Below are 24,734 nucleotides of genomic sequence, written 5' to 3'. Positions count from 1 at the left end.
GGGCGAGGGGCAACGCGTCGGAAGGGGTAGTCGGATGGGGCGGGGGAGGAGGTGTCACGAGTGGAGCTGGGTAGTCGACGGGGGCAGGGGCGGGCCGTGGCGAATTGAACTGGGGAGTCGGGCGGAGCGGTTGGAAGAGCGGGGAGGTGGGATGTCGGACGGGCTAGGGACGAGTCACGGCGTGGTGGGTCGGGAAGTCGGTCAGGGAGGGAGAGGGCAGGCCTGGCATGTCGGCTAGGCGCGAGCAGATTTGGCATGGGCCGTCGGTAAGGCTGGGCATGCGGTGGACTGAGACGAGGAGTCGCGTGGGCAGGACTGGGCGGGGAGGAACAGGCATGTCGATCAGAGACGGGGTGGGCCGAGTTACGTAGTCGTTAGGCGAGGCCAGCGAGGAAAGGGAAAGTCGCGCGGCGTGGGTCGTCGATCGGAGCTGGCGCGCCGAGGGCAGAGATGACGAGTCGAGCGATGCGAGGCGCGGTGTGTCGGCCATGGGCACAGGTCAGGCAGCAGCAGGCAGGGACTGACGGGTGATCGACTGGTACAGGCGCGCGTACTGCTCCTCGCCCATCACCTCGGCCGTCCGCCGAACGCCGACCTTCTTCGCCACCGCCAGGTGGAACTTCTCCAGCAGCGCCGCAGTCGCCTTCTGCTCCGCGTAGGCCCCGGCCACGAACTGGTGATCAGCACCAGTCATGTCCGCCACCCGACGCCGCAGGTTCTCGCCGTTCACCACGTACTCCGTCGTGAACGCCGCCAGCGTCACCGGATCACCGCTGCCGCCGAACGACCGAGCCGCCTCCCCGAACGCCTTCCGCGGGGCATGCGCCCGAGCGGCCTGGCGACGACCGTTGGACCGGCGGGCGATCACATCGGCGAGGAACACCGCCGCTCGCAAGTCCAGCCACCCGGCGAGCAGTTCCGGGTCCTTCTCGCGCAGCTGCTCCACCAACTCGGCAGCCACGATCGGGGCCACATAGTCCCCGTCCGGCACCGCCGCCTCGATGGCCTCCGCCATATCGGCGAGGTAGTCCCGATCTGTCATGCTGGTCATGCGGCCTGCTCCTGACTTGTGGTGAGTTCCTGGTGGGCCGTGGCCGGTTGCCTGCGGGCGGCCGGCCTTTGTCGTCTCAGGCGGCCGACGGGCCGTTCTTCTTGCGGGCTTCGTAGGCCGCGACCTCGCTGGCGACCTTCTGGCTCTTGGCCTTCTTCGCTTCCGCGCTGCGGATGCGGCGGGCCTGGAGCGACTTGAGCGCGAGTTCGGCGTAGAACGCCTTGCGGGCGGCTTCGGCGCGCTGGCGGCGCTCCTCGGGCGGCAGGGTGCCGTCCGGGTCGACCTGCTTCTCGAAGCGCTCAAAGTGGCTGACCTTGCGGGCTGCGGCCGTGCGGGCACTGCGGTCGGACGTCTTGGCCCAGCTGATGTGCGAGGCCATTCGCATCCGCATGGAGCGTTCACTCGGGTCCATTGCTGTCCTCCGTGGCTGGATTGTCTACGTCCATGGACATGGACAATCGGGCTGAAAAAAAGGCGCCGGCGTGAGTGCCCACCGCATCGGCGATGCGCAAAGCCTTGTCGGCTGTGGTGATGGGCTTCTCGCCGTTCATGAGGTAGCTGAGCCTGCTCCTGGAGATGCCCGTTTCGCGGGCCAGGTCCCTGAGGGTGAGCGGCCCCCGGGGGGCCCGCTTCATCAGCAGTCGGAGCAGGTCAGGGTCCATGAGACGCCGTTGGTCTACGGGTGGCACATGTACCTCCGTCTTGCTGTCCACGTTGGTGGACAGGCACTAGCTAAGCACAACGTTCGGAGCCTGTCCACGTTCGGAGACAATCTCCCGCGTGTGATTTTTGAGTGTGGCTCGATCCACAGGCGCATCCTTGTCTCCAGAAGTGGACAATGATGTCGGCAGCGGGACCACAGGGGCTACCGTGAGCGGGACGTTTGACATGACCCGTATCGGTTGTTGGTGGACAAGAGTGGCGGAAGGTGACACGCGTGGCGCAGGACAGCAGGGCACTCACGAAGCTCGTGAAGGCCCACGCCGGCCCGGGGGGCCGTCATACGGTGCGGGCCTTCGCTGAGCTTGCGGTGGACCCAGCCACCGGATACTCGCCGAGCAGTTCGCTTATCGGAAAAATTATCAAAGAGCAAACTTTCAAAATCACTCCTCAATTGATCTCGGCGTTGGCGGTGGGTATGGAGCTTGACAGGGAAGAAGTTGCGGCTGCTGCGCATGCCCAGTACATCGGCTACGGCGTTAGCGACCTTGCCCCAGATGCACACGACCGGAACACCACCGTCCGCATGGCCCACGAACCCGGTGCCGACGATGCAGACGTGCCCAAAGCCCGCGCCTGGCTTGCCGCACAGGAGAGCGAAGGGTAGCGCACCTGTGGCCTGATCGAACGTCAGTGTGCCGATCTCGTTTACAGAATCGCCACGAACCGCGATCCCCACAGGACATCGCCGGAACCTCGTGCGCAAATCTGGATGCAGAGGTAACCTGATCGGACCTCGCGATGATCGAACGCGTCACAGGGTTCCGCCCCGACGGAATTCAGCCGTGGGACTGGGGGTTTGGTGGATGATGAAGTTCGGGTGGAATGCACGCCTCTCGATGATGGAGTGCCCGCACTCCTACGTGAGGACGCCCGCGGAGTCCGCATCGCTTGCGACATGGCCCAGGGCATCGACGCAGTGACCGGGGCCCTGGCCGCTCTCCTCACGGACCGGTTCGCGAGCGGCGACTGGAAGAGATCACTGCACGAGTCCTGACACCGTTCAGGCAGAGCCGATGTAGCCGAGACCCCCCACCCCGGGACTCGGCTACAGTCGTATCTGGGCCCGGATTGGTACACCAAATAACTTGCTGAGGGACGCTCCGGGGCGACCAGCGAACATGCAGGTCAGCACATCGCTTGGGCCCTGCATGCCTTCTAAGCACTTGGCCGCAGGTTCGAGTCCTGCCGGGGGCACCTCTCCCATCCCGCTTGGATCCCGCCGTTCTGGCAGGTCAGGCGCCTGTCGAATCCGCTGTGGGCGCCGCCGGACGCCTGCCGATCGATGGGGCGCTGTCCGGCGGTGTCCGGGCCGATCCGGCGTTTTGCGGTTGGCCACGGCGAATACGCGATGAAGTTCCAGCTCAGCTCTCCGGGCGACGCCGGTCCCGGTCCGCTCCGCAACCTGCGCCGACGGGGCCCGCACCGAGCCCGCCCTCCTCCGGGCCGGTCGCTGAGGCCGCGGCGGCACCGGGCGGCCACTCAGTAGCAGGACTCTTCTTACCTGCCAGGGGTCCCCTGGTAGGGGAAGCTCTATAGGCTCCGCACGTGATCCATGCGCCCGTTCCGGACCGACCACCCGCCGCGCGTCGTGGCACCTTCCGCCAGAGCGCCTCATGACCAATGCGGTCCTGGATCCCCGCGACGACAAGACGGCCCGCCCCAGGGTGCCGCGTACGCGTGCACCCGCGTTGTCGATGCGGCTCCCGTCCGGCTCCGCCCCGGTGCGGCGCGCGGTCCTGACGCTGGCTCAGCCACGGATCGCGGTGGCGGTCGCGGTGCTGGGTACGGGACTGCTGATGCTCGTCGGCGTGGCGTCACCCAATGAGCACACCCTCGACACGCGGCTGCCGCTGTCCCTGCTCCCGGCCATGCCCGGGGCGGCCGCCACGTACGTCACGGCCTCCGCGATCGGGCTGCAGTTGGTCGGCCTGCTCGGGATGCTCGCGGCGCACACCGCGGGCTGGCGCCCCCGGCACCGTCGGCTGCTCGCTGCCGGGGCGGTGGCGGTGGCGGTCTTCTCCTGCCTGTCGCCGGTCGGCTCAGGGGACGTCGCCAGCTACGCCGCGTACGGCCGCCTCGCAGCCCTGGGCGCGGATCCCTACACCGCCGCTCCCGACTGGCTCGGCGGGGCCTACGCGCACTTGGTCAGCGCCAGTTGGATGCACACGCCCACGGTGTACGGTCCGCTCGCCACCTGGATCCAGCAGGGAGCCGCCATGGTCGGCGGGAGCCGTCCCTGGCTGACCATATGGGTCCTGATGATGGCCAACGCAGTCGTGTTCCTCGCCGTCGGCCTGCTGCTGGTGCGCGTGGCCGAGGACAAGTCCCGTGCCGCCCTGCTCTGGGCGGCCAACCCGCTGCTGATCGGCCAACTCGTGGGCGGCGGTCACCTGGACACCTACACCTCGGCCCTGGGCATCCTCGCCGTGATGTACGTGAGACGCGGCATGCTGGCACGCCACGACCTGGTCGCCGGGGCGTTCCTCGGTCTGGCCTGCGGCGTCAAGGTCAGCGCCGCTCTGCTGGGGCTCGGACTGGTGTGGCCGCTGCTCCGCGTCCGCTGCTGGGGCCGCGCCCTGCGCCTGTCCGCTGCCGGCGTGGTCACGGTATCAGTCCTCTACGCCGGCTACGGCCTGCACGCGCTTGCGCCACTGTCCTCCGCTTCGAGCCTGGTCTCGGTGCCCTCGATCTGGGAGGCGCTGCAGTGGTTGGGCCAGTGGACGTTCGGGACGTCGGCAGCCGCTTCCGACATCGGCATGGCCTGGCCCCTTCTGCTGCTCCTGGTCGCCTTCGTGATCCAGCGTCGGGTACCGCTTGCCGCCCCGGCGCTGCTGGCGTTCCCGTTCACGCTGGTCTTCGCCTGGATCCTGGTGGCCCCGTGGTGCATGCCGTGGTACACGGCGCTGGCCTGGCCGTTGGCCGCGCTGCTGCCGCGCAGCCCGATGACGCGGTGGCTGGCGGTGGCCACCGCGGTGCTGGCGCTGGCCCACAACACCGGCGGTCACGGCTGGACCTGGTGACGGGCGAGCCGCGGCCGGCGGGACCTGGGCGGCTCGCGCCGGTTCAGGTCTGAGCCGGTACCGGGTTCGCGTTCGGTTCCCGCTGTGGCTGTGGCTGCGGCCAGCAGGGTGGCGATGGCCGCCCACACGTATGCGTTGCCGAGGATCTGCTCCCACCAGTTCCAGTGGGGCTCACCGCCGCCTCCGCCCGGCAGCCAGCGCTGCGGGGCGACGACGAACAGCACCACGCCGCCGTAGGTCAGAGCCCGGAGGCGCCGACTGCCGCTGTGCCGGGTGGCGACCGCGGCGGTGAGGAGGACCGGCGCCGCCCACACCCAGTGGTGCGACCAGGAGATCGGGGAGATCAGCAGCGCCGCGCACGCGGTGAGCGCGAGCGCCTGCACGGGCCGACGGGCGCGGGCCGCGCGGGCGACCGCGACCAGCGCCAGGCCGCAGACGGCTGCTGCGGCGCTCAGCCACGCCACGTGCAGCGTGGAACCGGAGAGCTGGGCCCGGGCGAGGACACCGTTGAGCGACTGGTTGGCGACCAGGTCGATCGAGCCCACCCGGCTGGTGTCGAAGACGGCGGCGGTCCAGTAACGGACCGAGTCGTGCGGAGCCGTCAGCGCCCCCAGCGCGCCCACGGCCAGGAAGGTTCCGGCGGCGGTGGCAGCCGCACGCCACTGGCGGTGCGCCAGGAAGTAGAGCACGAAGACCGCCGGGGTGAGCTTGATCGCCGCGGCGAGGCCGACCAGGGCACCGCGGGGCCAGGCCGCCCGCGGCGACAGGCAGTCGAACGCCACCATGGCCATCAGCGCCACGTTGACCTGCCCGTACCCCAGCGTCGTGCGGATCGGCTCGAAGACGACGGCCGCCGGCAGCAGCGCGACCGCCAGGCGTACCGCGGCCGGACGCGGCAGTACGCCCGCGCGTTCGAGCATCAGGGCGGTGGTGGCGGCCAGCAGGCCCAGGGTCGCCGCGGTCACCAGGATCGCGGCCGCCGACGCGGGGATCAGCGCCAGTGGTGCCAGGACGACAGCGGCGATCGGCGGATAGGTGAAGCCGAGGTGCAGGCCGTCCTGGGTGGCCGGCAGCGTCCCGTACAGATCGCGGCCAGACAGCCACGCCCGCGCCCCCAACCGGTAGACGTCCAGGTCGATGGAGTACCCCGACAGGTTGGGCCTGCCGTGCGGGAAGCGCGCCAGGCTCACCACGAGGACCCCGAGCACGAGCAGGACCAGAAGCCGGTCCCGCCGGTCGAGACGGAAGGAGGCGCGCCGAAGAAGTGTCACCCTGGGATTCTCCTCGAACGCCTCCCGCACCCTCCACGAGGCCCCCGACCGGCCGGCTGCGCCGCGCGAGACGCCGCCCCCGGGGCCGGTCAGTACTGGGCGAACTGCTGCGGGCGTCACCTCGTGTCAGGCTGAGCCATGATTGCGGTCAACGCCCTTGTGTGTGTGGTGTTTTCAGGCCTGCCCTCGGGCCGCTCGGATCCTGATGCCGATGGGCGACAACCAGAAAGAGGCTGCCGTGACGACTGCTGAATGATACGGGTGGTCGCGCACGGTGAAGCGGCTGCTAGGCGGGCTACGTCCAGGTGGGTTGCCCGAGGTGCGTCGTCGTGGTCAGGACTTTGCAGCCCATGCGGCGCACGGCTGCGAACAGGATTGTGCGGGCCCGGTCGGCGTCGTGAGGGGGGAAGGCGACGCGGATCTGGTGTCCGTAGGCAGTCTCGTAGGTGAGATTCCAGCCGAGTTCGGTAGCGGAGAAGTGGTCCTGTCGATCGCCCTCGCCGTCGTCGTACCCGCCACGATCGGCGGTCGGTGCGAGTGCGTCGCGCAGAATCCGCAGGCGCTCCGGGTAGGGGCGCTTGCCTTCGGACAGCTTGATGTAGACCTGGTCGCGCTCGATAAGGGGTTCGAACCAGGGGGTCGGCGCTTCAGCGTCAGGGAAAACCGATGTCGTGACCTGCCCGTTCAACCAGGCGAGCAGGAACTCGACCGCACTCAGGTCGTGGGCTTCGTAGTACCAGCCGCGCGGATTCCAGACGACGGTCGTCCAGCTGTCGGGCTCTCCACCGGTCAGCCAGCAGAGCCGGTCCCCGTTGTCCGTGGCAGCCCACTCGAGCAGCCCGCCGGGCTCCGGGTAGAACGGGTAGGGGCACTTGTCAGGATGCGTCCTGCGGAACGAACGCTCGCTGTCCAGCAGCCGATGTGCGGACTGGACCAGCAGATCGCGAGGCCCGAACGGTGTCAGCGGCGTGATGAAGTCGACGAACTGGCCCAGGCCGTAACGTTCGATGAGGGCCTTGAAGTCGGCGGGCAGTCGTAGCCCGAGGTCGGCCTCGACCCGCTGCCAGTCGCCGATGGCGCCGACCGGCTCAGCCGGCGGTGGAACCAGTCGGATCAGGTCGTCGATCGTGGTCATGGGCGGAGTGTAGTGAACGTCGGGCTGGCGGCCGACCAGGGGCGAGTGGCTCATGACAACCCCCCATCTCGACGTCGTTCTCGGTCCTGGTGGTCCGACCGGGGGTCGTGAGCCGGACATCCCGGTGACTCAAGAGCTAAGAGCCGAGAGCTACAGGACGGCTCGCAGGGCCTCGTCGATGGTGGGGGTGGTGTAGGTGAAGCCTGCTGCCTGGAGGCGGGTGGGGAGGGCGCGGCAACTGTCGGTGATGCTGGAGGCGAATTCGCCCAGGGCGATTGCGAGGGCGAAGGCGGGGACCGGGGTGAGGGTGGGGCGGTGCATGGCGCGGCCCATGGCTTGGGTGATGTGGCGGTTGGTCAGTGGTTCGGGGGCGGTGAAGTTCACCGGGCCGGAGAGGGTGTCGGTGTCGACGGCGAAGCGGAGGGCGTTGATGTGGTCGGCCAGGGCGATGAAGGGCCAGTACTGATCGCCTGAGCCCAGCCTGCCGCCGAGGCCGAGGCGGAACAGGGGGAAGAGGCGTCCCCAGGCGCCGCCCTCGGCCGCGAGCACGAGTCCGGTGCGGGGGTGGACCACTCGGATGCCGGCCTGGGCTGCCGGGGCTGCTGCGGCCTCCCAGTCGACGCAGACGCGGGCCAGGAAGTCGTCGGCGGGCGGGGTGTCCTCGGTGACCTCGCGGTCGCCGGTGTTGCCGTAGTAGCCGGTCGCCGAGGCGGAGATCAGTACGCGCGGGGGCGTGGCCAGTGCGGCGCACGCCTCGGCGATGGTGCGGGTGCCGAGGGTGCGGCTGTCGCGGATCTGCTGCTTGTAGGCCTTGGTCCAGCGCTTGTCGCCGACGCCGGCCCCGGCCAGGTGCACCACGGCGTCGGCCCCCTCCAGGGCGCCCGGCTGGACCCTGCCGCGGGTCGGGTCCCAGGTTGCCTGCTCGCTGCCGTCCTCCGGGGCGCCGGTGTCGGCTCCGCGCGTCAGTCGGACGACCTGGTGGCCGTCGGCGAGCAGCGAGCGGGTGAGGGCCGATCCGATGAGCCCGCTGGATCCGGTGATGGCGACTCGCATCTGTGGTCCCTTCCTGAACCCTCGGCAGTAGTGCAAATTTGAATAATCACCACAGTAGCAGATAGTTCAAATTTGGACATGATGGAAAAATCTCGGCCGGCCCCACTGCACCGGTGGAAGAGTGGCCCCATGACTGACATACGTCCCCTGGACCACCGCGCGCTGGCAGTCACCGAGGAGATCGTCGATCAGGTCAAGCCGGTGCACCTGAGTCGGCCGACCCCGTGCGCCGACTGGTCGCTCCGGCAGCTGCTGGCCCACATGATCGGCCAGAACTACGGCTTCGCGGCAGCCGCTGACGGGGAGTCGAGCGATCGCACCGTCTGGGCCGACCGCGACTTCGGCGACGATCCCGCACCGGCCTTCCGCGCCTCCTCGGCGCGGGTGAGCGCGGCGTTCGCCCGGGAGGGCCTGCTGGCGGGGGAGTTCTGGCTGCCGGAGGTGCGCGGTGGCATGAGCTTCCCGGCCCGCACCGCCATCGGCTTCCACTTCGTCGACTACGTGGTGCACGGCTGGGACGTGGCCGCCTCTCTCGGCGTGCCCGCCCCGTTCGACGACGAGGTGCTCCTCGCTGCCCTCCCGATCGCGGAGGCGGTGCCGGACGGCCGGAGCCGGCGGGAGCCGGGTGCGTCCTTCCAGCCGGGGTTGCCTGCGCTCGGCAACCGGCCGCTGGAGCGGATTCTCTCCGTTCTGGGACGCTCGCCCGGCTGGCCCGCGTGACCACGCACCAGTTCTGACCCCGAGTCAATTGGGCACCGGGCACCGGGCACCGGCTCGTGGTCGACCCGGTGCCCGGTCTGCCCGGTATCCCGCTGCCGCTGCCTGGTTCTGTGGGGAGCTCCGTCGAGGTGTCAGGCGGGCGGGTGCTCGTCGAAGCTGGCGAAGTAGGCGGCGGCCATGTCCTCGTCGGCGTGGCCCTGGGCGGCGGCGCGGGTGAAGCGGGCCGCGCCGGCCTCGGCCAGGTCCAGACGGACGCCGTGGGCCCGGCCCGCCTCGACGATCAGCAGGGCGTCCTTGGCCGCGGTGGCCACCGCGAACTGCGCCGGGGACAGCCGGTCGTTGAGGATCATGCCGCTCTTGGCGTGCAGGTAGCCCATGTCCAGCGGGCCGCCGGCGATCGCGTCGAAGAAGCCCTGCGGGTCCACGCCGAGGGCCTGAGCCAGTGCCAGGGCCTCGCCGGCGGCGTTGGTCGCGGCGAGCACCCAGCTGTTGGCGACCAGCTTCAGCCGGGTCGCACTCGATTCCGCCCCGTCCTCGCCGGTCCACACGGTACGGGCGCCGACCGCGTCCAGCACCGGCGCCACCGCCTCCCGGGCCGCGGACGGCCCTGCGGCGAGCACCAGCAGTTGGCCGGCCTCGGCGGGCTGGCGGGTGCCGAGCACCGGGGCGTCGAAGAAGACCAGGCCGTGCTCGGCGGCGAAGCCGGCCAGCTCGCCGACGCCCGCGATCCCGGCGGTGGTCGACTGCACCCAGGGGGTGCCGGGACGGAGCGCGGGGGCGGCCTCGCCCATGACCTGCAGTACGGTCTCGCCGTCGTAGAGCATGGTCAGTACGACGTCGGCGCCCCGCACGGCCTCGGCCGGGGTGTCCGCGACGAACACGCCGTCGGCGGCCAGCGGCTCGGACTTGGTGCGCGTACGGTTCCAGGCTCTGACGGTGTGCCCGGCGCGGGCCAGGTTGCGGGCCATCGCGGCACCCATGATGCCGGTGCCCAGGACGGCTGTGCTCAGCTTCTCGGTCATGGCTTCAACCTTCTCATCCCGGTGGCCTGTTGATTCGGCGGCTCCACTGTCGACGTGCCGTCAGGCGCTTCCGTCCGGGGCCGGGGCGGCGATCCGCCGGGTCTCCTCCGCCGGCTCGGTCCCAGTTGGGCCGCCTCCTCGGCGTTTCCGCTGGTGAAGGAGCCGCGCCAGGACGCGGACAGCCGACGGTACGACACTTCGTCGCAGAGCGCGTACTCCAGATGGCGGGACATCGCGGTGCCGTCCTCCGCGGTGCGGTAGACGGTGGCCTCGCCCGGGTTGGGGCCCGATTCCAGGGCATTGGCGATCCGGGAGCTGCCCGATTCGGCCGCCTGACCGGGAACCCCGGCGGACGGCTTCGATGCCGTCAGCGGGTCGTCCTTGGGCATGGCCGAGCGGAACTTCTCGGCGAGCGCGCTCTCGTTGGCCGCGTGCTCGCGGTCGAAGCGTCGGAATTTCATTCGGGAGCGCGTTCTCGAATGGCAGGATGGTTCGTGATCGACAAGTGGCCGGGCGGATTGCCGAGGGGGCTTGGTGTGACGCGGACCGAGGAGCGGGCGGGGGAGTTCCAGGAGCTGCGGCCGTTGTTGTTCTCCATCGCCTACCGGATGCTCGGCAGTGTGAGCGAGGCCGAGGACGCGGTGCAGGAGACATGGCTGCGGTATCAGGGCTCGTCGACCGAGCCCAGGTCGGCCAAGGCGTTCCTGTCGGCCACGGTTTCCCGGATCTCGATCGACGTGCTGCGCTCGGCCCGGGTCCGGCGGGAGGAGTACGTCGGGCCGTGGTTCCCCGAGCCGCTGCTGTCCGACCCCTACCAGGACCCCGAGCGGTCGGCGGAGTTGGCCGAGTCGGTGTCGATGGCGTCGCTGCTGCTGCTCGAACGCCTCAGCCCGCTCGAACGTGCGGTGTTCGTCCTGCGCGAGGTGTTCGGGTTCGGCTTCCGGGAGGTCGCCTCGGCCGTTGAGCGCTCGGAGGCGGCCTGCCGCCAACTGGCGATGCAGGCCCGCCGCCACATGGAAGCGGGCCGGCCCCGGTTCGAGGCCGGCCGCAAGCAGCGCGAACTGCTGGCCGAACGGTTCTTCGACGCCTTCAAGGACGGCGACGTCGAGGGGCTGCGGGACCTGCTTGCCGCCGATGTGCAGATGGTCGGCGACGGTGGCGGCAAGGCGCCGCAGTTCGCCCGCCCCTTCGTCGGCTCCGAGAGCGTGGCCCGGTTCCTCGCGGCGGCCTATGCCCCGCTGGGCCGGATCGGCGTGGCCGTGGGACTGCAGGAGGTGAACGGCCAGCCGGGCGCGGTGTTCAAGGACCGGGACGGCAAGGTCGTCAGCGTCTGGACGCTCGAAATCCTCGACGGAAGGGTCCAGGCGATCCGCTCGGTGCTCAACCCCGACAAGCTCGGGCACCTGGGCCCGGTGGCGGACGCCTGGGAGATCGCCCGTGAGGCGGACGCGGCCCGGCTGCCCACGGACTGAACGCGGCCGCGACGGCGGGCGGACGGGACACGCTGCCGTGGGTCACTCACGGCAGGTGGCCGGTCCGCCCGGTTCGCTCGCTCCGTCCGATCCTCCCGGAGGTCAGCGCGACTGAGCGGCGGGCTGGTACGCACCGCCGCGCTGGCGGTTGATGACGGCGAAGCGGTTGGTGGCGTTGATGAGCGCGATCAGGCACACCAGGTCGGCGAGTTGGTCCTGGTCGAAGTGCTCGGCTGCGTTCTCCCAGGCCTCGTCGGTGACCCCGCCGGCCGCATCGGCGATACGGGTGCCCTGCTCGGTCAGTTCCAGCGCGGCCCGCTCGGCGGCGGTGAACACCGTGGCCTCCCGCCAGACCGCGACCAGGTTGAGCCGGGTGGCGCTCTCCCCGGCCTGCGCGGCGTTCTTGCCGTGGACGTCGGTGGCGTAGCCGTCCCCGTTGATCTGGCTCGCCCGGAGCATGACCAGGTTCTGGGTCGCGGACGGCACCGTCGACTCCGCGATGAGCAGTGGCCCCGCCTGGCTGTAGTGCTTCAGGGCCCGGCCCGCGACGGGGCTGGCGAGGAGGTTCAGCCGTGTATCCATGGTGCGCTCCTTGGCGTTGGGTGCCGCTACACCCCTTGAGACGAGACAGCCCGGTGACCCGTGAGACGCCCGGATGTGACCTGCGTCTCCCGGCGGGGTGGAGGTCGGGCCGTCCCCCGACTCGGGCAACCTTTTGCGGCTGCGGGGCCACTGAGAGGTGAATCAGTCGTTCCGCAGGCACGGGAGGCCCCCTATGAGCCGCAGTCCGAGTTCCAACTCCACCACCGGTCCCCGGCATCGGGCGCTGCGGCGGCCGCGCCGTCTTGCGGCGGTCGGCCTGGGGACGGTCACCGCGCTGATCGGCGCCGGGTTGGCGGTGCACAGTGCGAGTGCCGCCACGATCACCAAGGGGACCGGGTACAACTTCGGGTCCGGGTACTCGGCGATCAACGGAAGCTTCACCGCCGTCACCGCGAACTGGATCCAGCCGACGGCGATCTGTGCCGGCGGCAACCAGCAGACCGGCTTCTGGGTGGGGCTCAGCGGCAGCGGCACCATCGCGCAGACCGGGACCGCCGCGAACTGCAACGGCACCACCCCGGACTACTACTCCTGGTGGGAGATGTACCCGGCGGCCGGTGTGCCGATGACGGTGAAGACGCAGCCCGGCGACCACATGCACGCCTCGGTCACCTACAAGGGGAACAATGTGTTCACCCTGACGCTGGCGAACGTCACCCAGGGGTGGACCAGGACCGAGACCGAGACCCAGGCCTCCAGCGGCGGCACGCCCACCTCCGCGAACGTCATCGTCGAGGCCAACTCCGACACCGGCGCGGCCGGTTCGTCGGGCAATGTCACCGACTTCGGTTCGGTGAGCTTCGGCGGGGCCACCGCCAACGGCCAGAACCTCGGCAACTTCGACCTGTGGACCGGCAACCTGCAAGACATGAAGGGCGTCCAGGAGGATTCCATCTCGTCCCTGATCAGCGGCCGCGGCTTCACCGCTACTTGGCTCAGCACCGGCTGACCGGGGCACCGCCTCGGTCGTCCGGCAACCTGGTCCGCCTGTCGCCCGTCCGGGCGGACCAGGGGCCGAAGGGTTCAGGGAGTGCGGCGCAGAAGGAGGAGCCGGAGCACTCGCTGGGCGTCGCGGCGACGTTGGGGAGTGCGGGAGGTGACGGCGGTGAGTGCGATGGCGGTGACGGTCGCGCTGTAGGTGAGGGCGAGGACGCCCAGGCTGTGGGCGGTGGTCGCGGTGTCGAGCACGGTGCTGTCCTAGGGTCTCGGGTCGGTCAGGTCAGGTCAGGTCAGGCCGGGTCAGTGCGGATCAGGTCAGGTCAGGGCTTCGAGGCTGCGGGTGAAGCTGGGGTCGGGCCGGGCGGCTATGCCGTCGAGGTCGACCCCGAGGTCCTCGGGGTCGGAGCGGACGACGAGACGGTCCAGTGCGGAGGCGAGGTCCCGGCAGGGAATGGGGGCGGTCGGCCCGGAACGGTGGGGCGGCAGCAGCCGGGGCAGGATCTGGGGCCAGTGGTCCATCCCGGGGAGAGTGGGCGGCGGGGTACGGGGGTTGGCTGCGTGTTCCAGGGCGATGGCCTGGTTGAGCCACAGGAACGCCTCCCGGTTGTCGCCGCGCAGGACATGCTGCAGGTAGAGGCAGGTGGCCGCGGTGCGATCGCCCGCGCCTGCGGCGACCTTCCACCAGAAGACCGCGCTGATGGGGTGCGACGACAGGTGGAGCAAGCAGCCGAACAGCAGCGCCCCCTCGATCTGGAGGTCGAGATCGGGGCCGGAGCTGGAGCCGGGCCCGCAGTCGCCGACGGTGGCGCGGCGGGGGCGGCGGCCCGGTAGCTCCTGCTCGTCCGCGAAGCGGATGAGGATGCTGAGAGCTCCGGGGGTCGACAGGGTGTTGTGTGCCGCCTCGTCCAGATGGGCCCGGGTGGCACTGCGATGACGGCCGTGCTCGTCGCGGCGGCTGCGAAGTCGGCGGACGTGCTTGGAGATGGTGCGCAGGGCCTCGGGGACCTCCGCCTCGGCGCACTGATGGACGGTTCGGGTGTGTCCGGCGAAGGCACGAAGGCGCTCGGCGGCCTGGTCTTTGGCGGAGTGCTGGGTCACGGCGTGGCTCCGGAGTGGCGTCGGGTCCGGGCGGGGGTGGCGGAAGGCGCGTCCCTCAACAGGCGTCGCAACTGCATCTCGCCGCCCACATAGGCCTTGGCGCGGTTGAAGTTGCGGTCGATGGTGCTGGGATGGGTCTGCAGGAACCAGGCGATGAACGCGGAGGAGCAGCCATGGGCCTTCAGCATCAGAATGGCGAACTGGCGCGGTGGGAGCAGCCGCAGCGTCCGGTACAGGCCGACCTCGGTGTCCGCGTCCGGCTCGTCCAGGGCGAGGCGCAGGTCGTGCAACAGGGTGCGGGCTTCCGTGGCCAGGTCGTCCAGGACCTGGGCCCGACCCATGCCGTGGGCTTCGACCACGACTTCCTCGACGAGGCGCTCCAGGCCTCCCGCGGCGAGGTCCGGACTGAGGGTGAAGGCGTCCCAGTCCACGGCGATCTCCGTCAGAACGGATATCGCCACCTGACGGGCGCGCTCGAAGTCGCCCAGGACCTGGTGGGCGAAGGCGGTGAAGTTCGCGTAGTGCTCGACGATGTACGCCTCGCACTCCAAGGTCAGTGTCAACTGGCCCTCGGGACAGGAGAACCAGCCGCGCAGCCACTTCTGGTCCTCGGGGTCCAGACCCATACCGTCGAAGGGGAAGGAGTTGTCGGTCATCCGCGTGCCCTTCCGCTGGGGGACGCGGCGGTGCGGGGCGCGGGAGGGCGCAGTGAACGGAACTGACGCTGGTTCATCGCACTCGTCTCAGTGAGGAGTTGGGGACTTCGCCACCCGCTCGGGGTCCGAACGGCGGTCTCGGCACCAAGCCAACCGCGACGGACGCCCGAATCACGCACGACCGTACTGATGATTTTCTACCGCTCGAACACACTCCGGTACCATCAGTGATGACCGCGTCCGACTGATGAACACATCTGTGCACGTCATACCCAGCACCCCGGCGCGGGGTAGCGGAGGGCGGGACGGCCGGCGTCGAACATGTATGTGATGTACATCACGGTTTGCCTGCTGGTGCGTCTCCTCGGCCCGGTCCGGGGACCGGCGGCGGCCCCTGGCGGGCCTCGTCCAGGGGCCGCCCTTGCGTATGGTGGCCGCGACAGCCGATGACGACAGCCGATGACGACAGCCGAGGAACCGTGTGATGCCCCGCGCCCACCGCTATGAAGTGACTGTCACCTGGACCGGCAACACCGGTACCGGCACCAGCGGTTACCGCGACTACGGGCGCTCGCACCGGGTGGACGCGGACGGCAAGCCGTCCGTCCCCGGCAGCTCGGACCCCTCCTTCCGGGGTGATCCGGAGCGCTGGAACCCGGAGGAGCTGCTGGTCGCCTCGCTGTCCCAGTGCCACATGCTGTGGTTTCTGCACCTGTGCTCGGCCGAGGGCGTGGTGGTCACCGACTACACCGACCGTCCGCAGGGCACGATGACCGAGGGCACGGACGGGGGCGGCCGGTTCACCGAGGTGGTGCTGCGTCCGGAGGTCGGGTTCGCCGCACCCGAGCAGGCCGCCCGCGCAGCGGAGCTGCACGAGCGGGCCCACGGGCTGTGCTTCATCGCGAATTCGGTGAACTTCCCGGTCCGCTGCGAACCGGTTCAGCTGTGACATCCGGAGACTCGGTCTCGGGCCCGGCTGCCGGCCGCGTGGCGCCGGGTGCCTCCAGGGCCGGCCTGGGCAGCAGCCGGTCCAGGCCGCGCGGCAGCCACCAGTTGGCCGGCCCGATCAGGTGCATGGCCGCCGGGACCAGCACCGTGCGCAGCACGAAGGCGTCCAGGGCCACCGCCGCGGCCAGGCCCAGACCGAACTCGGCGACGGCGCGCTGACCGCTGAGCAGGAACGAGGCGAAGACGCAGATCATGATGGCCGCCGCGGCGCTGACGACGCGTCCGGCGGCCCGCTGGCCGGTGTTGACGGCACGTCGGTTGTCCCGTAGCCGCCGAGGTGGACGTCGGTCCCGGTGGACCGCTCGACCTGCGGCTCGGTCACGGTGCGCAGCCGGTGCAGCAGGTCCGAGGTCTGCGCGGACTGCGGCGCGGTGGTGGGGATTACCTGCACCACACCGACGGCCGAACCGGGGCGCAGCGGCAGCGCGGTGGCCGAGGCGACGCCGGGGGTGGCCCTGGCCGCCCCGGCCACGGTGTCCAGCGCGGTGTCCAGCGCGGCGCGGCCGTCCGGACGGCGGGCGTCGACCACCAGCTGCACCGGCCCGTCGAACCCCGGGCCGAAACCCCGCGACAGCAGGTCGTAGGCCTGCCGCGTGGTGCTGCTCGCCGGGTCGTTGCCCTGGTCGGTGATGCCCATCCGGATCGCGCCGAGCGGGACCGCCAGCGCGGCCATCACCACCACCGCGACCAGCGCCAGCGCGCGCGGGCGCCGCTCCACCACGGCGGCCCAGCGGGCCCAGCCGGGGTTGGTCTCCGGGGTGGAGCCGGCCCGGCGCTCGCGGCGTCCCAGCACCCGCCGGCCCAGCAGGCTGAGCAGCGCGGGCAGCAGGGTGACCGCGGCGACCACGGTGAACAGCACCGTGACGGCGGCCGCCACCGCCAGCCCGTCCAGGAAGGTCTGGCCCAGCGAGAACATGCCGAGCAGCGCCACGGTCACGGTCGCCCCGGCGAACAGCACCGCCCGGCCCGAGCTGTTCATCGCGGTGACCAGGGCCTCGGTCCCCATCCCGGCCCGCAGCCCGCTGCGGTGCCGGGTGACCACGAACAGCGCGTAGTCGATGCCCACGCCCAGCCCGATGAGCGCGCCCAGGGTCGGCCCGAAGTCGCCGATCGAGACGGCATGGCTGAGCAGCGTCACGGTGGCCAGCGCCGCACCCACCGCGGCCACGCCCAGCACGATCGGCAGCACCATGGTCAGCAGCGAGCCGAAGGCCAGGAACAGCACCACCGCCGCGGCGACCACCCCTACCAGGGCGGCGTTGGAGAGCGGGTTCTGCTGGGCCTCCTCCACGGCCCCGCCGCCCAGGTCCACCTGCAGCCCGGGCTGCCGCGCCGACTGGGCGGCACGGATCACCGCCAGCACGTCGGACTTGGGGAGCTGCGCCGCCTGGCGGTCGAAGCTGACCCGGGCGTAGGCGGTCTGCGCGTCCTGGCTGATCTGCGCGGCGCCCTGGGCGCCGTAGGGGCCGGCGACGCCGGTGACCGACGGCATCCGGGAGATCCGGTCCAGCACGGCGCCCATCCGGGCGACCACGGCCGGGTCGCGGACCGTGGCCGGGGTGCCGCTGACGTGCCAGACCACGGTGTCGGTGTCCCCGGCCCGGGTCGGGAAGTTCTGCTGGAGCAGGGCGGTGGCCTGCGCGGACTGGGTGCCCGGCAGGCTGTAGTCGTTGTTGTAGGCACTGCCGGCCAGCTGCGACGCCCCCGTCAGGGCGACCAGGGCAGCCAGCCAGAGCAGCAGGACGGCGACGCGGTGCCGGTGGCACCAGCGCGCGAGAGCGGACATGGAGGACCCCGTTCACGGTCGGCACAAGAGACCTGACGTTGGATCAGAGCACGGCCTCCGCCGACGGGTTGAGCACCACGGTTGGCGGCGGCCGCATCGCCACGATCACAGTCCGGCGTGGTCGCTGTCGTCCTCCGCCGACGGGCCGCCGAGGCTACTGCGGGCGCGGTAGCACGCGGTACCACGGCTGCGGTAGTGCCGGGGAGGAGCGTGGGCCGCGGGTGTGACCCGGGTCTCTTCGCCGCCGCGGCCGTCACATCCGGCGGCCTGGGGGCGACAGAGCGGTGACGGGGACTCCGTCAGGGTTCAGCCGGTTCAGCCGGGCTCACTCCCGAGAGGGGTACGCAGATGAAGATCGTGGTTTTCGGCGCCAACGGTCCGACCGGACGTCAGCTGGTCCGGCAGGCGACCACCGAGGGGCATGCGGTGACCGCGGTGACCCGCCGGCCCGAGGCCTTCCCGCCCGGTGGCCCGCTGCTGCGGGTGGTCGGCGCGGATGTGCACGACCCGGTCGCGGTGAAGGAGGCGGTGGCGGAGCAGGACGCGGTGGTCTCGGTGCTCGGCGTCCCCTTCGGCCGCAAGCCGGTCACCGTGTACTCGGCCGGCCTCACCCACATCACCCGGGCCATGGCCGGGCACGGGGTGGCCCGACTGGCCTGTGTGACCTCGACCTCGCTCTCCGACGAGGAGTCGCCCGGCGAGGGCCTGTTCTTCCGCAAGGTGCTGGAGCCGTTCATCGTCCGCTACGTGGGGCGCACCGTCTACGAGGACATGCGCCGCTCGGAGGAGATCGTCCGCGACAGCGACTGCGAGTGGACGATCGTGCGCCCGGCCGGGCTCTTCGACGCCCCTGCCGTCAGCGCGTACCGGATGGCCGCGGGGCCGCGGCTGCCCGGACGGTTCACCTCGCGCAGCGACCTCGCCGATGCGCTGCTGCGTCAGGTGGTCGACGGCCTGGACCCGCGCGCGGTGGTGGAGGTGCGCACCGTGGAGGGGACGCCGGGCTTCATCGACATCCTGCGCAAGGAGGCGATGGGCGGCAAGGACCGCTGACACCGGACGCCGCACCACCGGACGCCGCATGACCGGACGCCGCGTCACTGCACGCCGCATGGCCGGACGCCGCGTCAGGCGGCCTGCCTCAGCGGGCGTCCCGGGGCAGGCAGCGGGCCGCGAGCACCGCCACGTCGTCCTCGGCGTCGGTGCCGCAGCCCATCAGCCGCTCCAGCAGGTCGTCCAGCAGCCGTTCCAGCGGCGGGTCGGCCGGGAGCTGAAGCTCCGTCAGCCGTTGCAGCGAACGGTCGATGTCCTCGCCGCGGCGCTCCACCAGGCCGTCGGTGTAGAGCAGCAGGGTGTCCCCGCCGACGCACGGCCGGCTGTAGGAGGCGTAGCCGCCCTGACCGGTGCCCAGCGGCGGCCCGGTCGGCACGTCCAGCAGCTGCAGCCGGTTGCGGCGGTCCACCACCGCCGGCGGCAGATGGCCCGCGCTGGCATAGGTGCAGACGCCGTGGCGGGCGTCGACCAGGGCCAGCAGGCAGGTGGCCGGCCGCTCGGCCGCCACCCGCGCCATCAGCGCGTCCATCCGCTCCAGGATCTCGTGCGGCGGCAGCCCCTCGTCGGCGACCACCCGCAGCATCGCGCTGTAGTGGCTCATGTCCACCGCGGCGGCGACGCCGTGGCCCATCACATCGCCGATCACCAGCAGGGTCCGCTCCGGGGACAGCCGGACGCTGTCGAACCAGTCGCCGCCGACCAGGGCGCTGGTACCGGAGGGCAGATAGCGGGTGGCGATCTCCAGCCCCGCGTGCGGATGGCTGGGGCCGGACAGCAGGGCGCGCTGCAGCTGCAGCGCGATGTGGTGCTCGCGGGTGTAGCGGCGGGCGTTGTCCAGGCTGATCGCGGCGCGTCCGGCCAGGTCCTGGGCGGTGACGATGTCCTGCTCGGTGAAGGCGGGCGAGCCGCCCGAGCGGACCATGGTCAACGTGCCCACCGGCGCCCCGCGGGCCGACAGCGGGATCACCATCGCCGAGTGGATCCCCGCCTCCCGGTAGCGGGCCACCCGCTGCGGGTCGGGGGCGGAGCGGCTCAGCGCCTCGTCGTCCGGCAGGTTCTCGACGATCGGCCGGCCGCTCTCCAGGCAGCGCGGGATCGCCGATCCGGGCTGGTAGTCCACGTACTCGCCCGGCGCCTCGAACATCCGCGAGCGCTCACGCAGCCGCGGCAGCGCCGCCATCGCGGCCCGGCGCAGCCGGAGCACCCCGGCCGGCGGCGGCCGCAGCCCGCTGACACCGTCCACCGGGATCACCTCCACCGTGGCGATGTCGGCCAGCGCGGGCACCAGGAAGGTGGCCAGCTCCTCGCAGGTGGTGTCCATGTCCAGGGTGGTGCCGATCACGGTCGCGGCCCGGTCCAGCATCGCCAGCCGGGCCCTGGCCTGCTCCAGGTCGCGCTGCTGCTCCCGCGCGTCGGTGACCTCCAGCACGATGCCGATGATGCCCAGCACCTGCCCGTCGTCCTCGATCCGGTGGTAGGCGCCGTGCCAGTACCGCCGCTCGCGGTCGGACCCGGCCCGGGTGTGCCCGCTGGACGTCACCTCCCGGGGCACGCCGTCGCGCAGCACCTGCCACAGCACGTCCTCCCTGGCGTCGATCCCGGGCAGCACCTCGCCGATGGTGCGGCCCATATGGTCCTCCGGCGGCACGCCGTTCATCCGGGCCAGGGTCGGGTTGACGTAGGAGTAGCGCAGCTCGCGGTCCAGCACCGCGACCCCGGCCGTGGTGCCGTCCAGCATCTGCCGCAGGATCTCCTGCGCCAGCGGCGAGGAGGCGTCGTTCAGCACAGCCGTCCCCGACCGCCGTCACGCGTCCCGCGGGCACAGCCGGCACGGTTCCTTCGACAGCTCTCTCGGCCGAGCATTGCGGGATCCCCTCGCCATCCGGTCCCGGCTCACGTTAACCGACCACCCGTCGGTCCACCGCCCGTCAGGGCCGTGGACCACCGGAAAAGCCCGGGAAGCGGGCCGTCCGGCTCTGCTACGGTCGGCTGGCCGGCCGCGGGACTCCGGCGCGACTTCCGGAACCTGCCTCTGAAGCAATGATTCGCAGCTCGCGCCCCCATTCCCCGGCCGGCGTCCGCACGGACCCGGGATCCGGGCGGCGAAGGACTGGGGGGCCCAGGTGGAGACGCTGCGCGAGCTCGTCGCGGCCGAGGACGTGCTGCTTTTTGTCAATGCCGCGATCACCGCCACCGGCCAGCGCGAGTTCCACACCGGCGCGCGGGAGCAGCAGCTGTCGCTGGACTTCCTGCACGCCTACATGCTCGGCAACTACCGCGACCTCTACGCGGCAGCACTGGCGCTCGACATCAACGACCACAACGCTGCCCTGATCATCCACGGGCTGCTGGCGAGCGGGGGCGACGCCACCGCCGGGCAGCGCCGCAGCGAGGGGCAGCTCATCGCCCGCCGGCTGGCGGTGCTGCCGCCGCAGCGGGTCTACCGGCTGTTCCGGGCACTGCGGAAGGCCGGGGTCAACAACCGAAGGACCCGGGCGGTGATCCGGGACTGGATCGCGGCGCGGCCGGACCTGGCCTTCGACGCGGTCAAGTACCGCGGCGGCCTCAAGGACGCCCTGCGGCACGCCCATCTTCAGCCTGCCGCCGATGAGTTGGGAACCTTCCTGTTCTCCGGGCGGCTGCCGGCACGGTTCGCCACCCCGATCCTGGAGACCTGGCGCCGGGCGCACTACGAGCAGGCTGCCGTCTACGAACTCCCCTACACCGTGGCCGAGGGGTTCGCGGCCCGGCGCGGTGTCGCCAGGGCCGACTTCCTGGAGCGGATAGCGCCCCGGCTGACCCGGCTGGAGCAGCTGCGGCTGCAGGAGTCCGGTCGGAGCGAGGGGGCCGACTCGGTCCGGGCCGCCCTCGGCCGGATGCCGCTCACCCGACTGGCCACGTACGTGCTGGCGCTGCCGCCCTCCGATCGGGTGGCCCGGCGCGCCGAGCTGACCTCGGCCCTGCGCACCGCGGCCCGGCGGGCGGCCGGCGCGCAGCAGGGGAGCTGGGGGCGGGTCGCCGCGGTACTGGACGACAGCTACTCCGCCTCCGGGTCGGGGCAGAAGCGCCGCCGACCGCTGGCGGTGGCGCTGGCCTGCCACTACCTGCTGCAGGCACTCGCCGCCGAGTACACCCCGCTGTGGACCTCCGGCAGCGACGACGCCCTGCTCAGCCGCCCCTTCGGTGCGACGCCACTCGGTCGCCGGATCATCGACGCCCTGGACATCGCGCCGGACCGGATCCTGATCGTCTCGGACGGCTGGGACAACGCACCACCCGGCCTGGCCGCCGAGGTGCTGCGGATCTGGCGGACCCGGCTGGACCCGGACCGGCGCACCAGCATCGTGCACCTCAATCCGGTCTACGACGCGGAGGACTTCGACGTCCGGCGGCTGTCCCCGACCGTGCCGACGGCCGGGGTCCGGGACGCCGAGGACCTCCCCGCGCTGGTCGAGCTCGCCGCCTTCGCCGATGGGCGGACCGGCCTGCCCGAGTTGACGCGGCATCTTGAGGCAAGGACGGCGCAGTTCACAGGGAGGCCGACATGAGCGCACCGGACCCGATCGGGAAGGAACCGACGGGGCTGGACCTGACCGGGCTGACCGCGGGTCCCTCCCAGGTCTGGGGCGGGGTCCGGCTGGTGCCGCTGCTGCGCGCCGAGCCGGTCACCGATCTGCGGCTGCACCAGCAGGTGTACGGCGACGTGCCCGGTGTCGTCGAGCTCGGCCCGCGCGATCACTACCTCTCCTACATCCCGCACGGCTTCGTCGCCGACTGGACCGGTGACGGATCCCCGGTCGCCGCCTACGGCACGCAGCTGGCCACCGACCGTCCCAACGGCATGCCGCTGCACTTCCACCGCCGGATGGCCCGCCGAGAAGGGCGCAACCGGCTCCGCTTCCTGCCACTGCACCTGGCGCTGGAGGGATATCTGGCACTGCACTTCGGCGGACCCTCGGTTGTCTGGGAGCAGTGGTCGCAGCAGGCCGTCCGCCGCGGCCTGTCGCCGAGGGTGGAGGAGGCCTTCTGCGGCGCGGCGGTGCAGGGGCTCGCCGACGCGCTCCGGGTGTTCGAGATCCATCCAAGCCAGTGCGGGGTGCTGCTGTACGTCGCCGACACGCTCACCGCGGCCTTCGCCGTGCCGCACCCGGCCGACTACCGGGCGCTGCACCCGAGCCTGGTCCAGGACCTCTACGGCGAGCTGGTCCACCACGGCGCGACCCTGATGATGCCGCTGCCGGACTTCCGGGCCCGGATCAGCGACTCCGAGGTCCACTCGCTCGCCGACCTGCGCGCGGCGGCCGGGCGGGAGGAACGGGAGTGGACCGGCTTCCACGACGCCACCATGGCGGACGGCCTGCTCGACGCCGCCTGCACCTGGCAGCGGATCCACCGGATGGGCCGGTTCACCCTCTCCCGCTTCCTGCCGCCGTTCCGGCCGAAGCAGGAGAGCCACATCGGCGAGGCGATCACGGACCAGGCCGGGCGGGTGGTCTACCTGAAGACCTTCCGTCTCTCCGAGGCCCAGGTCCGCCGTGGCCACCTGCTCGACCGACTGGCCGCCCACGACTGGCACCTTGCCGACACCGCAGCCGAACTGGCCATCACCGAAGCCCAGTTGGGCCTCCGCCTGGAGTCGTCCGGCTTCGGCTTCCTACTCCGCCAGGACATCCTGGACGGCTACCGCGAACGGTCCGGCCGACGAGGCGTCAGCTGACTGCCGTCCAGCGCTGGAAGGCGGCGTCCAGGCCGTCGACCAGGCGGGCGAAGCTGGTGTCGACGGACTGGGCCAGGCCGAAGCCGCCGGCGGCTTCCAGGCTGGTGAAACCGTGCAGGGCGGCCCGCAGGGCGCGGACGGCGTCGACGGCGTCCGCGCCCTCGATGCCGTAGCCCTTGAGGACCGAGGCGAGGACGGTGACTGCGGCGGCTCCCGCTTCGGCGTGCTCGGTGTCGTCGGGGGCCGGAGCGGCCACCCCCGCGGCGGCCAGGCCGGGGCGGGTGGCGGCGAAGGCGCGGTAGGCATCGGCCACGGCGTGCAGGGCGTCCCGGCCGGCCAGGCCCGCCGCGGCCATCGCCATCGTGGCGGTCAGCTCGCGGACGGCCTGGACGGCGAGGTCGCGCTTGACCGCGTCCAGGCCCTCGACATGCTTGTAGAGGCCGGGAAGTGAGACACCGCAGCGCTTGGCGACGGCGGCCAGGGTCAGTCGTTCCAGGCCGTTCTCGTCGGCGACGGCGGCCGCCTCCGCGGTGATGCGGAGGCGGTTGAGACCGGGGCGTGGGGGCACCTGCGGATCACCGGGCCTTGCGGGAGAGGCTGATGCCGGTGCCGGTGACCCAGAGCATCAGCAGTGGCAGGGAGAGGTAGGCGAGCGAGGTGAAGCCGCCGAGCAGCAGCAGGTAGCCGATGCCGGACCCGGCGATGGTCACGGCCAGTGCGTAGCCGGGGTGGCGCAGCCAGCGGGCGGCGACGCCGGACCGGGACAGCGAGGCGCCGGCCAGGGCGAGCACGGCGAGGACGAGCATCTTCACGCCGTCCATCCTATTGACGAGCTCGAACAGCAGATGTGCCTCCCCGGTCGCGCCGCTTGGCACCGCGGAGAGCACCAGGAACACCCCCAGCAGGCACTGCACGGCCGAGATCGCCGCCGCCGCGACGGCCGCGAGCGCGGTGGTGCGCGCGGCGCGGAGCAGTCCGGCCCGGCGGGCCGCACCGGCCAGCGCCAGCCCGACCACGGCCAACCCCACGGCCGGGAGCCCTTCGGAGAGCAGGTACTGCGCCGTCGCGCCGGCCGTCTGCCCGGCGTAGGCGGCGACGACCTGGTGCCCGTCGGCCGTCGCGCTGACGTTGCCGGGCCCCACCGACAGCGCGGCGACCCAGGAGAGCGAATAGGCGACGCCGACGACCGCGGGAGCGGAGGGCCGGCGGTGCGGTCGGACGGCGGGCACGGTGCCGGCGGCGGGTACGGGGACGTCGATCGTGGTCATGGCTGGCTCCCTGGAGTTGGTTAAGCTCACTAGCTATAAGTTAGTGGCATTAACCACGAGACGCAAGGGCTTTGCCGCGGGAGCCGGACAGGCAGCTCCCGCCGCCGGGCCCGGGCCCGGCGGCGGGAGGGGTGGGGAG

Annotated in this window: 25 protein-coding genes and 1 pseudogene; 9 read left to right on the top strand and 17 right to left on the bottom strand. The window is 71.5% G+C overall.

Annotation, left to right across the window (positions count from 1 at the left end):
* Positions 1 to 499: 499 nt before the first annotated feature.
* The 3 genes from TR46_RS30920 to TR46_RS30910 form a co-directional block, all read right to left on the bottom strand.
* A complete protein-coding gene (locus tag TR46_RS30920; RefSeq protein WP_042408133.1) occupies positions 500 to 1,051 on the bottom strand; it encodes a hypothetical protein in 552 nt (183 codons plus the stop codon).
* 76 nt (positions 1,052 to 1,127) lie between these two features.
* Positions 1,128 to 1,463, bottom strand: coding sequence for a hypothetical protein (locus TR46_RS43800; RefSeq protein WP_063770711.1), 336 nt, complete (start codon positions 1,461 to 1,463; stop codon positions 1,128 to 1,130).
* Complete coding sequence (locus TR46_RS30910; protein ID WP_042408131.1) at positions 1,450 to 1,713, bottom strand: helix-turn-helix transcriptional regulator; 264 nt, start codon at positions 1,711 to 1,713, stop codon at positions 1,450 to 1,452. Before TR46_RS30910 ends, TR46_RS43800 begins: the two co-directional genes overlap by 14 nt.
* Before the next feature lie 275 nt (positions 1,714 to 1,988).
* Here TR46_RS30910 and TR46_RS38445 point away from each other — a divergent pair, with 275 nt between their 5' ends.
* Positions 1,989 to 2,378, top strand: a complete 390-nt coding sequence (locus tag TR46_RS38445; RefSeq protein ID WP_052433239.1) for a hypothetical protein — start codon at positions 1,989 to 1,991, stop codon at positions 2,376 to 2,378.
* A gap of 1,009 nt (positions 2,379 to 3,387) precedes the next feature.
* Positions 3,388 to 4,794, top strand: coding sequence for an MptA/MptB family glycosyltransferase (locus TR46_RS30900; protein WP_152626780.1), 1,407 nt, complete (start codon positions 3,388 to 3,390; stop codon positions 4,792 to 4,794).
* On the opposite strand, the gene TR46_RS30895 is transcribed toward TR46_RS30900, so the two are convergent.
* From TR46_RS30895 to TR46_RS30885, 3 genes are all read right to left on the bottom strand, one after another.
* Positions 4,776 to 6,065 (bottom strand): glycosyltransferase 87 family protein, encoded by a 1,290-nt coding sequence (locus tag TR46_RS30895; RefSeq protein WP_052433238.1) that lies wholly within the window; start codon positions 6,063 to 6,065, stop codon positions 4,776 to 4,778. The two genes, TR46_RS30900 and TR46_RS30895, sit on opposite strands and share 19 nt — an antisense overlap.
* 295 nt (positions 6,066 to 6,360) lie before the next feature.
* A complete protein-coding gene (locus tag TR46_RS30890; RefSeq protein WP_042408210.1) occupies positions 6,361 to 7,200 on the bottom strand; it encodes an SMI1/KNR4 family protein in 840 nt (279 codons plus the stop codon).
* A gap of 150 nt (positions 7,201 to 7,350) precedes the next feature.
* A complete protein-coding gene (locus TR46_RS30885; protein WP_042408125.1) occupies positions 7,351 to 8,253 on the bottom strand; it encodes a TIGR01777 family oxidoreductase in 903 nt (300 codons plus the stop codon).
* Between the two features lie 129 nt (positions 8,254 to 8,382).
* Between TR46_RS30885 and TR46_RS30880 the strand changes: the two genes are divergently transcribed.
* On the top strand, positions 8,383 to 8,973 hold the full coding sequence (locus TR46_RS30880) for a TIGR03086 family metal-binding protein (protein ID WP_042408122.1): 591 nt from the start codon (positions 8,383 to 8,385) through the stop codon (positions 8,971 to 8,973).
* Between the two features lie 131 nt (positions 8,974 to 9,104).
* Here TR46_RS30880 and TR46_RS30875 read toward each other — a convergent pair whose 3' ends face one another.
* Both TR46_RS30875 and TR46_RS30870 read right to left on the bottom strand, forming a co-directional pair.
* On the bottom strand, positions 9,105 to 9,995 hold the full coding sequence (locus TR46_RS30875; RefSeq protein ID WP_042408116.1) for an NAD(P)-dependent oxidoreductase: 891 nt from the start codon (positions 9,993 to 9,995) through the stop codon (positions 9,105 to 9,107).
* The gene (locus TR46_RS30870; protein WP_042408113.1) at positions 9,992 to 10,456 is read right to left on the bottom strand and encodes a hypothetical protein; all 465 of its coding nucleotides are present in this window, start codon (positions 10,454 to 10,456) and stop codon (positions 9,992 to 9,994) included. The genes TR46_RS30875 and TR46_RS30870 overlap by 4 nt, the downstream gene beginning before the upstream one ends.
* A 75-nt stretch (positions 10,457 to 10,531) precedes the next feature.
* Here TR46_RS30870 and TR46_RS30865 point away from each other — a divergent pair, with 75 nt between their 5' ends.
* Positions 10,532 to 11,467 carry an RNA polymerase sigma-70 factor gene (locus TR46_RS30865; RefSeq protein WP_042408110.1) on the top strand — a complete coding sequence of 312 codons (936 nt, stop codon included), beginning with the start codon at positions 10,532 to 10,534 and terminating at the stop codon, positions 11,465 to 11,467.
* A gap of 102 nt (positions 11,468 to 11,569) precedes the next feature.
* Here the strand turns inward: TR46_RS30865 and TR46_RS30860 are convergent, their stop codons facing one another.
* The gene (locus tag TR46_RS30860) at positions 11,570 to 12,049 is read right to left on the bottom strand and encodes a carboxymuconolactone decarboxylase family protein (RefSeq protein WP_042408107.1); all 480 of its coding nucleotides are present in this window, start codon (positions 12,047 to 12,049) and stop codon (positions 11,570 to 11,572) included.
* Between the two features lie 193 nt (positions 12,050 to 12,242).
* Between TR46_RS30860 and TR46_RS38440 the strand changes: the two genes are divergently transcribed.
* Positions 12,243 to 13,019: a G1 family glutamic endopeptidase gene (locus tag TR46_RS38440; RefSeq protein ID WP_052433237.1), complete on the top strand. Its 777-nt coding sequence runs from the start codon at positions 12,243 to 12,245 to the stop codon at positions 13,017 to 13,019.
* A gap of 74 nt (positions 13,020 to 13,093) precedes the next feature.
* On the opposite strand, the gene TR46_RS43290 is transcribed toward TR46_RS38440, so the two are convergent.
* From TR46_RS43290 to TR46_RS30845, 3 genes are all read right to left on the bottom strand, one after another.
* On the bottom strand, positions 13,094 to 13,258 hold the full coding sequence (locus TR46_RS43290; RefSeq protein WP_169790678.1) for a hypothetical protein: 165 nt from the start codon (positions 13,256 to 13,258) through the stop codon (positions 13,094 to 13,096).
* Positions 13,259 to 13,324: 66 nt separating this feature from the next.
* Positions 13,325 to 14,107 carry a hypothetical protein gene (locus tag TR46_RS41660; protein ID WP_052433236.1) on the bottom strand — a complete coding sequence of 261 codons (783 nt, stop codon included), beginning with the start codon at positions 14,105 to 14,107 and terminating at the stop codon, positions 13,325 to 13,327.
* Entirely contained in the window at positions 14,104 to 14,763 is a 660-nt protein-coding gene (locus tag TR46_RS30845) for an RNA polymerase sigma factor sigma-70 region 4 domain-containing protein (RefSeq protein ID WP_042408104.1), read from the bottom strand. Before TR46_RS30845 ends, TR46_RS41660 begins: the two co-directional genes overlap by 4 nt.
* Before the next feature lie 484 nt (positions 14,764 to 15,247).
* Here TR46_RS30845 and TR46_RS30840 point away from each other — a divergent pair, with 484 nt between their 5' ends.
* A complete protein-coding gene (locus TR46_RS30840) occupies positions 15,248 to 15,712 on the top strand; it encodes an OsmC family protein (RefSeq protein WP_042408101.1) in 465 nt (154 codons plus the stop codon).
* Here TR46_RS30840 and TR46_RS44700 read toward each other — a convergent pair.
* The gene (locus tag TR46_RS44700) at positions 15,660 to 16,502 is read right to left on the bottom strand and encodes an MMPL family transporter (protein WP_236655593.1); all 843 of its coding nucleotides are present in this window, start codon (positions 16,500 to 16,502) and stop codon (positions 15,660 to 15,662) included. The two genes, TR46_RS30840 and TR46_RS44700, sit on opposite strands and share 53 nt — an antisense overlap.
* A 26-nt stretch (positions 16,503 to 16,528) precedes the next feature.
* A pseudogene (locus TR46_RS44695) lies at positions 16,529 to 17,557 on the bottom strand (MMPL family transporter); the annotation flags it as partial.
* Positions 17,558 to 17,905: 348 nt separating this feature from the next.
* Between TR46_RS44695 and TR46_RS30830 the strand changes: the two are divergent.
* Positions 17,906 to 18,610 carry an NAD(P)-dependent oxidoreductase gene (locus tag TR46_RS30830; protein WP_042408099.1) on the top strand — a complete coding sequence of 235 codons (705 nt, stop codon included), beginning with the start codon at positions 17,906 to 17,908 and terminating at the stop codon, positions 18,608 to 18,610.
* A gap of 88 nt (positions 18,611 to 18,698) precedes the next feature.
* On the opposite strand, the gene TR46_RS30825 is transcribed toward TR46_RS30830, so the two are convergent.
* A complete protein-coding gene (locus TR46_RS30825) occupies positions 18,699 to 20,396 on the bottom strand; it encodes a SpoIIE family protein phosphatase (RefSeq protein WP_269084286.1) in 1,698 nt (565 codons plus the stop codon).
* A gap of 337 nt (positions 20,397 to 20,733) precedes the next feature.
* Between TR46_RS30825 and TR46_RS30820 the strand changes: the two genes are divergently transcribed.
* Positions 20,734 to 22,158: a hypothetical protein gene (locus TR46_RS30820; protein ID WP_042408097.1), complete on the top strand. Its 1,425-nt coding sequence runs from the start codon at positions 20,734 to 20,736 to the stop codon at positions 22,156 to 22,158.
* Complete coding sequence (locus TR46_RS30815) at positions 22,155 to 23,327, top strand: ARPP-2 domain-containing protein (RefSeq protein WP_042408096.1); 1,173 nt, start codon at positions 22,155 to 22,157, stop codon at positions 23,325 to 23,327. Before TR46_RS30820 ends, TR46_RS30815 begins: the two co-directional genes overlap by 4 nt.
* On the opposite strand, the gene TR46_RS30810 is transcribed toward TR46_RS30815, so the two are convergent.
* Together TR46_RS30810 and TR46_RS30805 are read right to left on the bottom strand one after the other, a co-directional pair.
* Positions 23,320 to 23,895, bottom strand: coding sequence for a TetR/AcrR family transcriptional regulator (locus TR46_RS30810; protein WP_042408094.1), 576 nt, complete (start codon positions 23,893 to 23,895; stop codon positions 23,320 to 23,322). The two genes, TR46_RS30815 and TR46_RS30810, sit on opposite strands and share 8 nt — an antisense overlap.
* A 7-nt stretch (positions 23,896 to 23,902) precedes the next feature.
* Positions 23,903 to 24,595 carry a hypothetical protein gene (locus tag TR46_RS30805; protein ID WP_042408091.1) on the bottom strand — a complete coding sequence of 231 codons (693 nt, stop codon included), beginning with the start codon at positions 24,593 to 24,595 and terminating at the stop codon, positions 23,903 to 23,905.
* Positions 24,596 to 24,734: the final 139 nt, after the last annotated feature.

Origin of the sequence: Streptacidiphilus carbonis, assembly GCF_000787775.1 — a bacterium.
GTDB classification, from domain to species: Bacteria; Actinomycetota; Actinomycetes; order Streptomycetales; family Streptomycetaceae; genus Streptacidiphilus; species Streptacidiphilus carbonis.
Note: the sequence above shows the minus strand (reverse complement) of the source record. Positions and strands in the feature narration are given on the sequence as shown.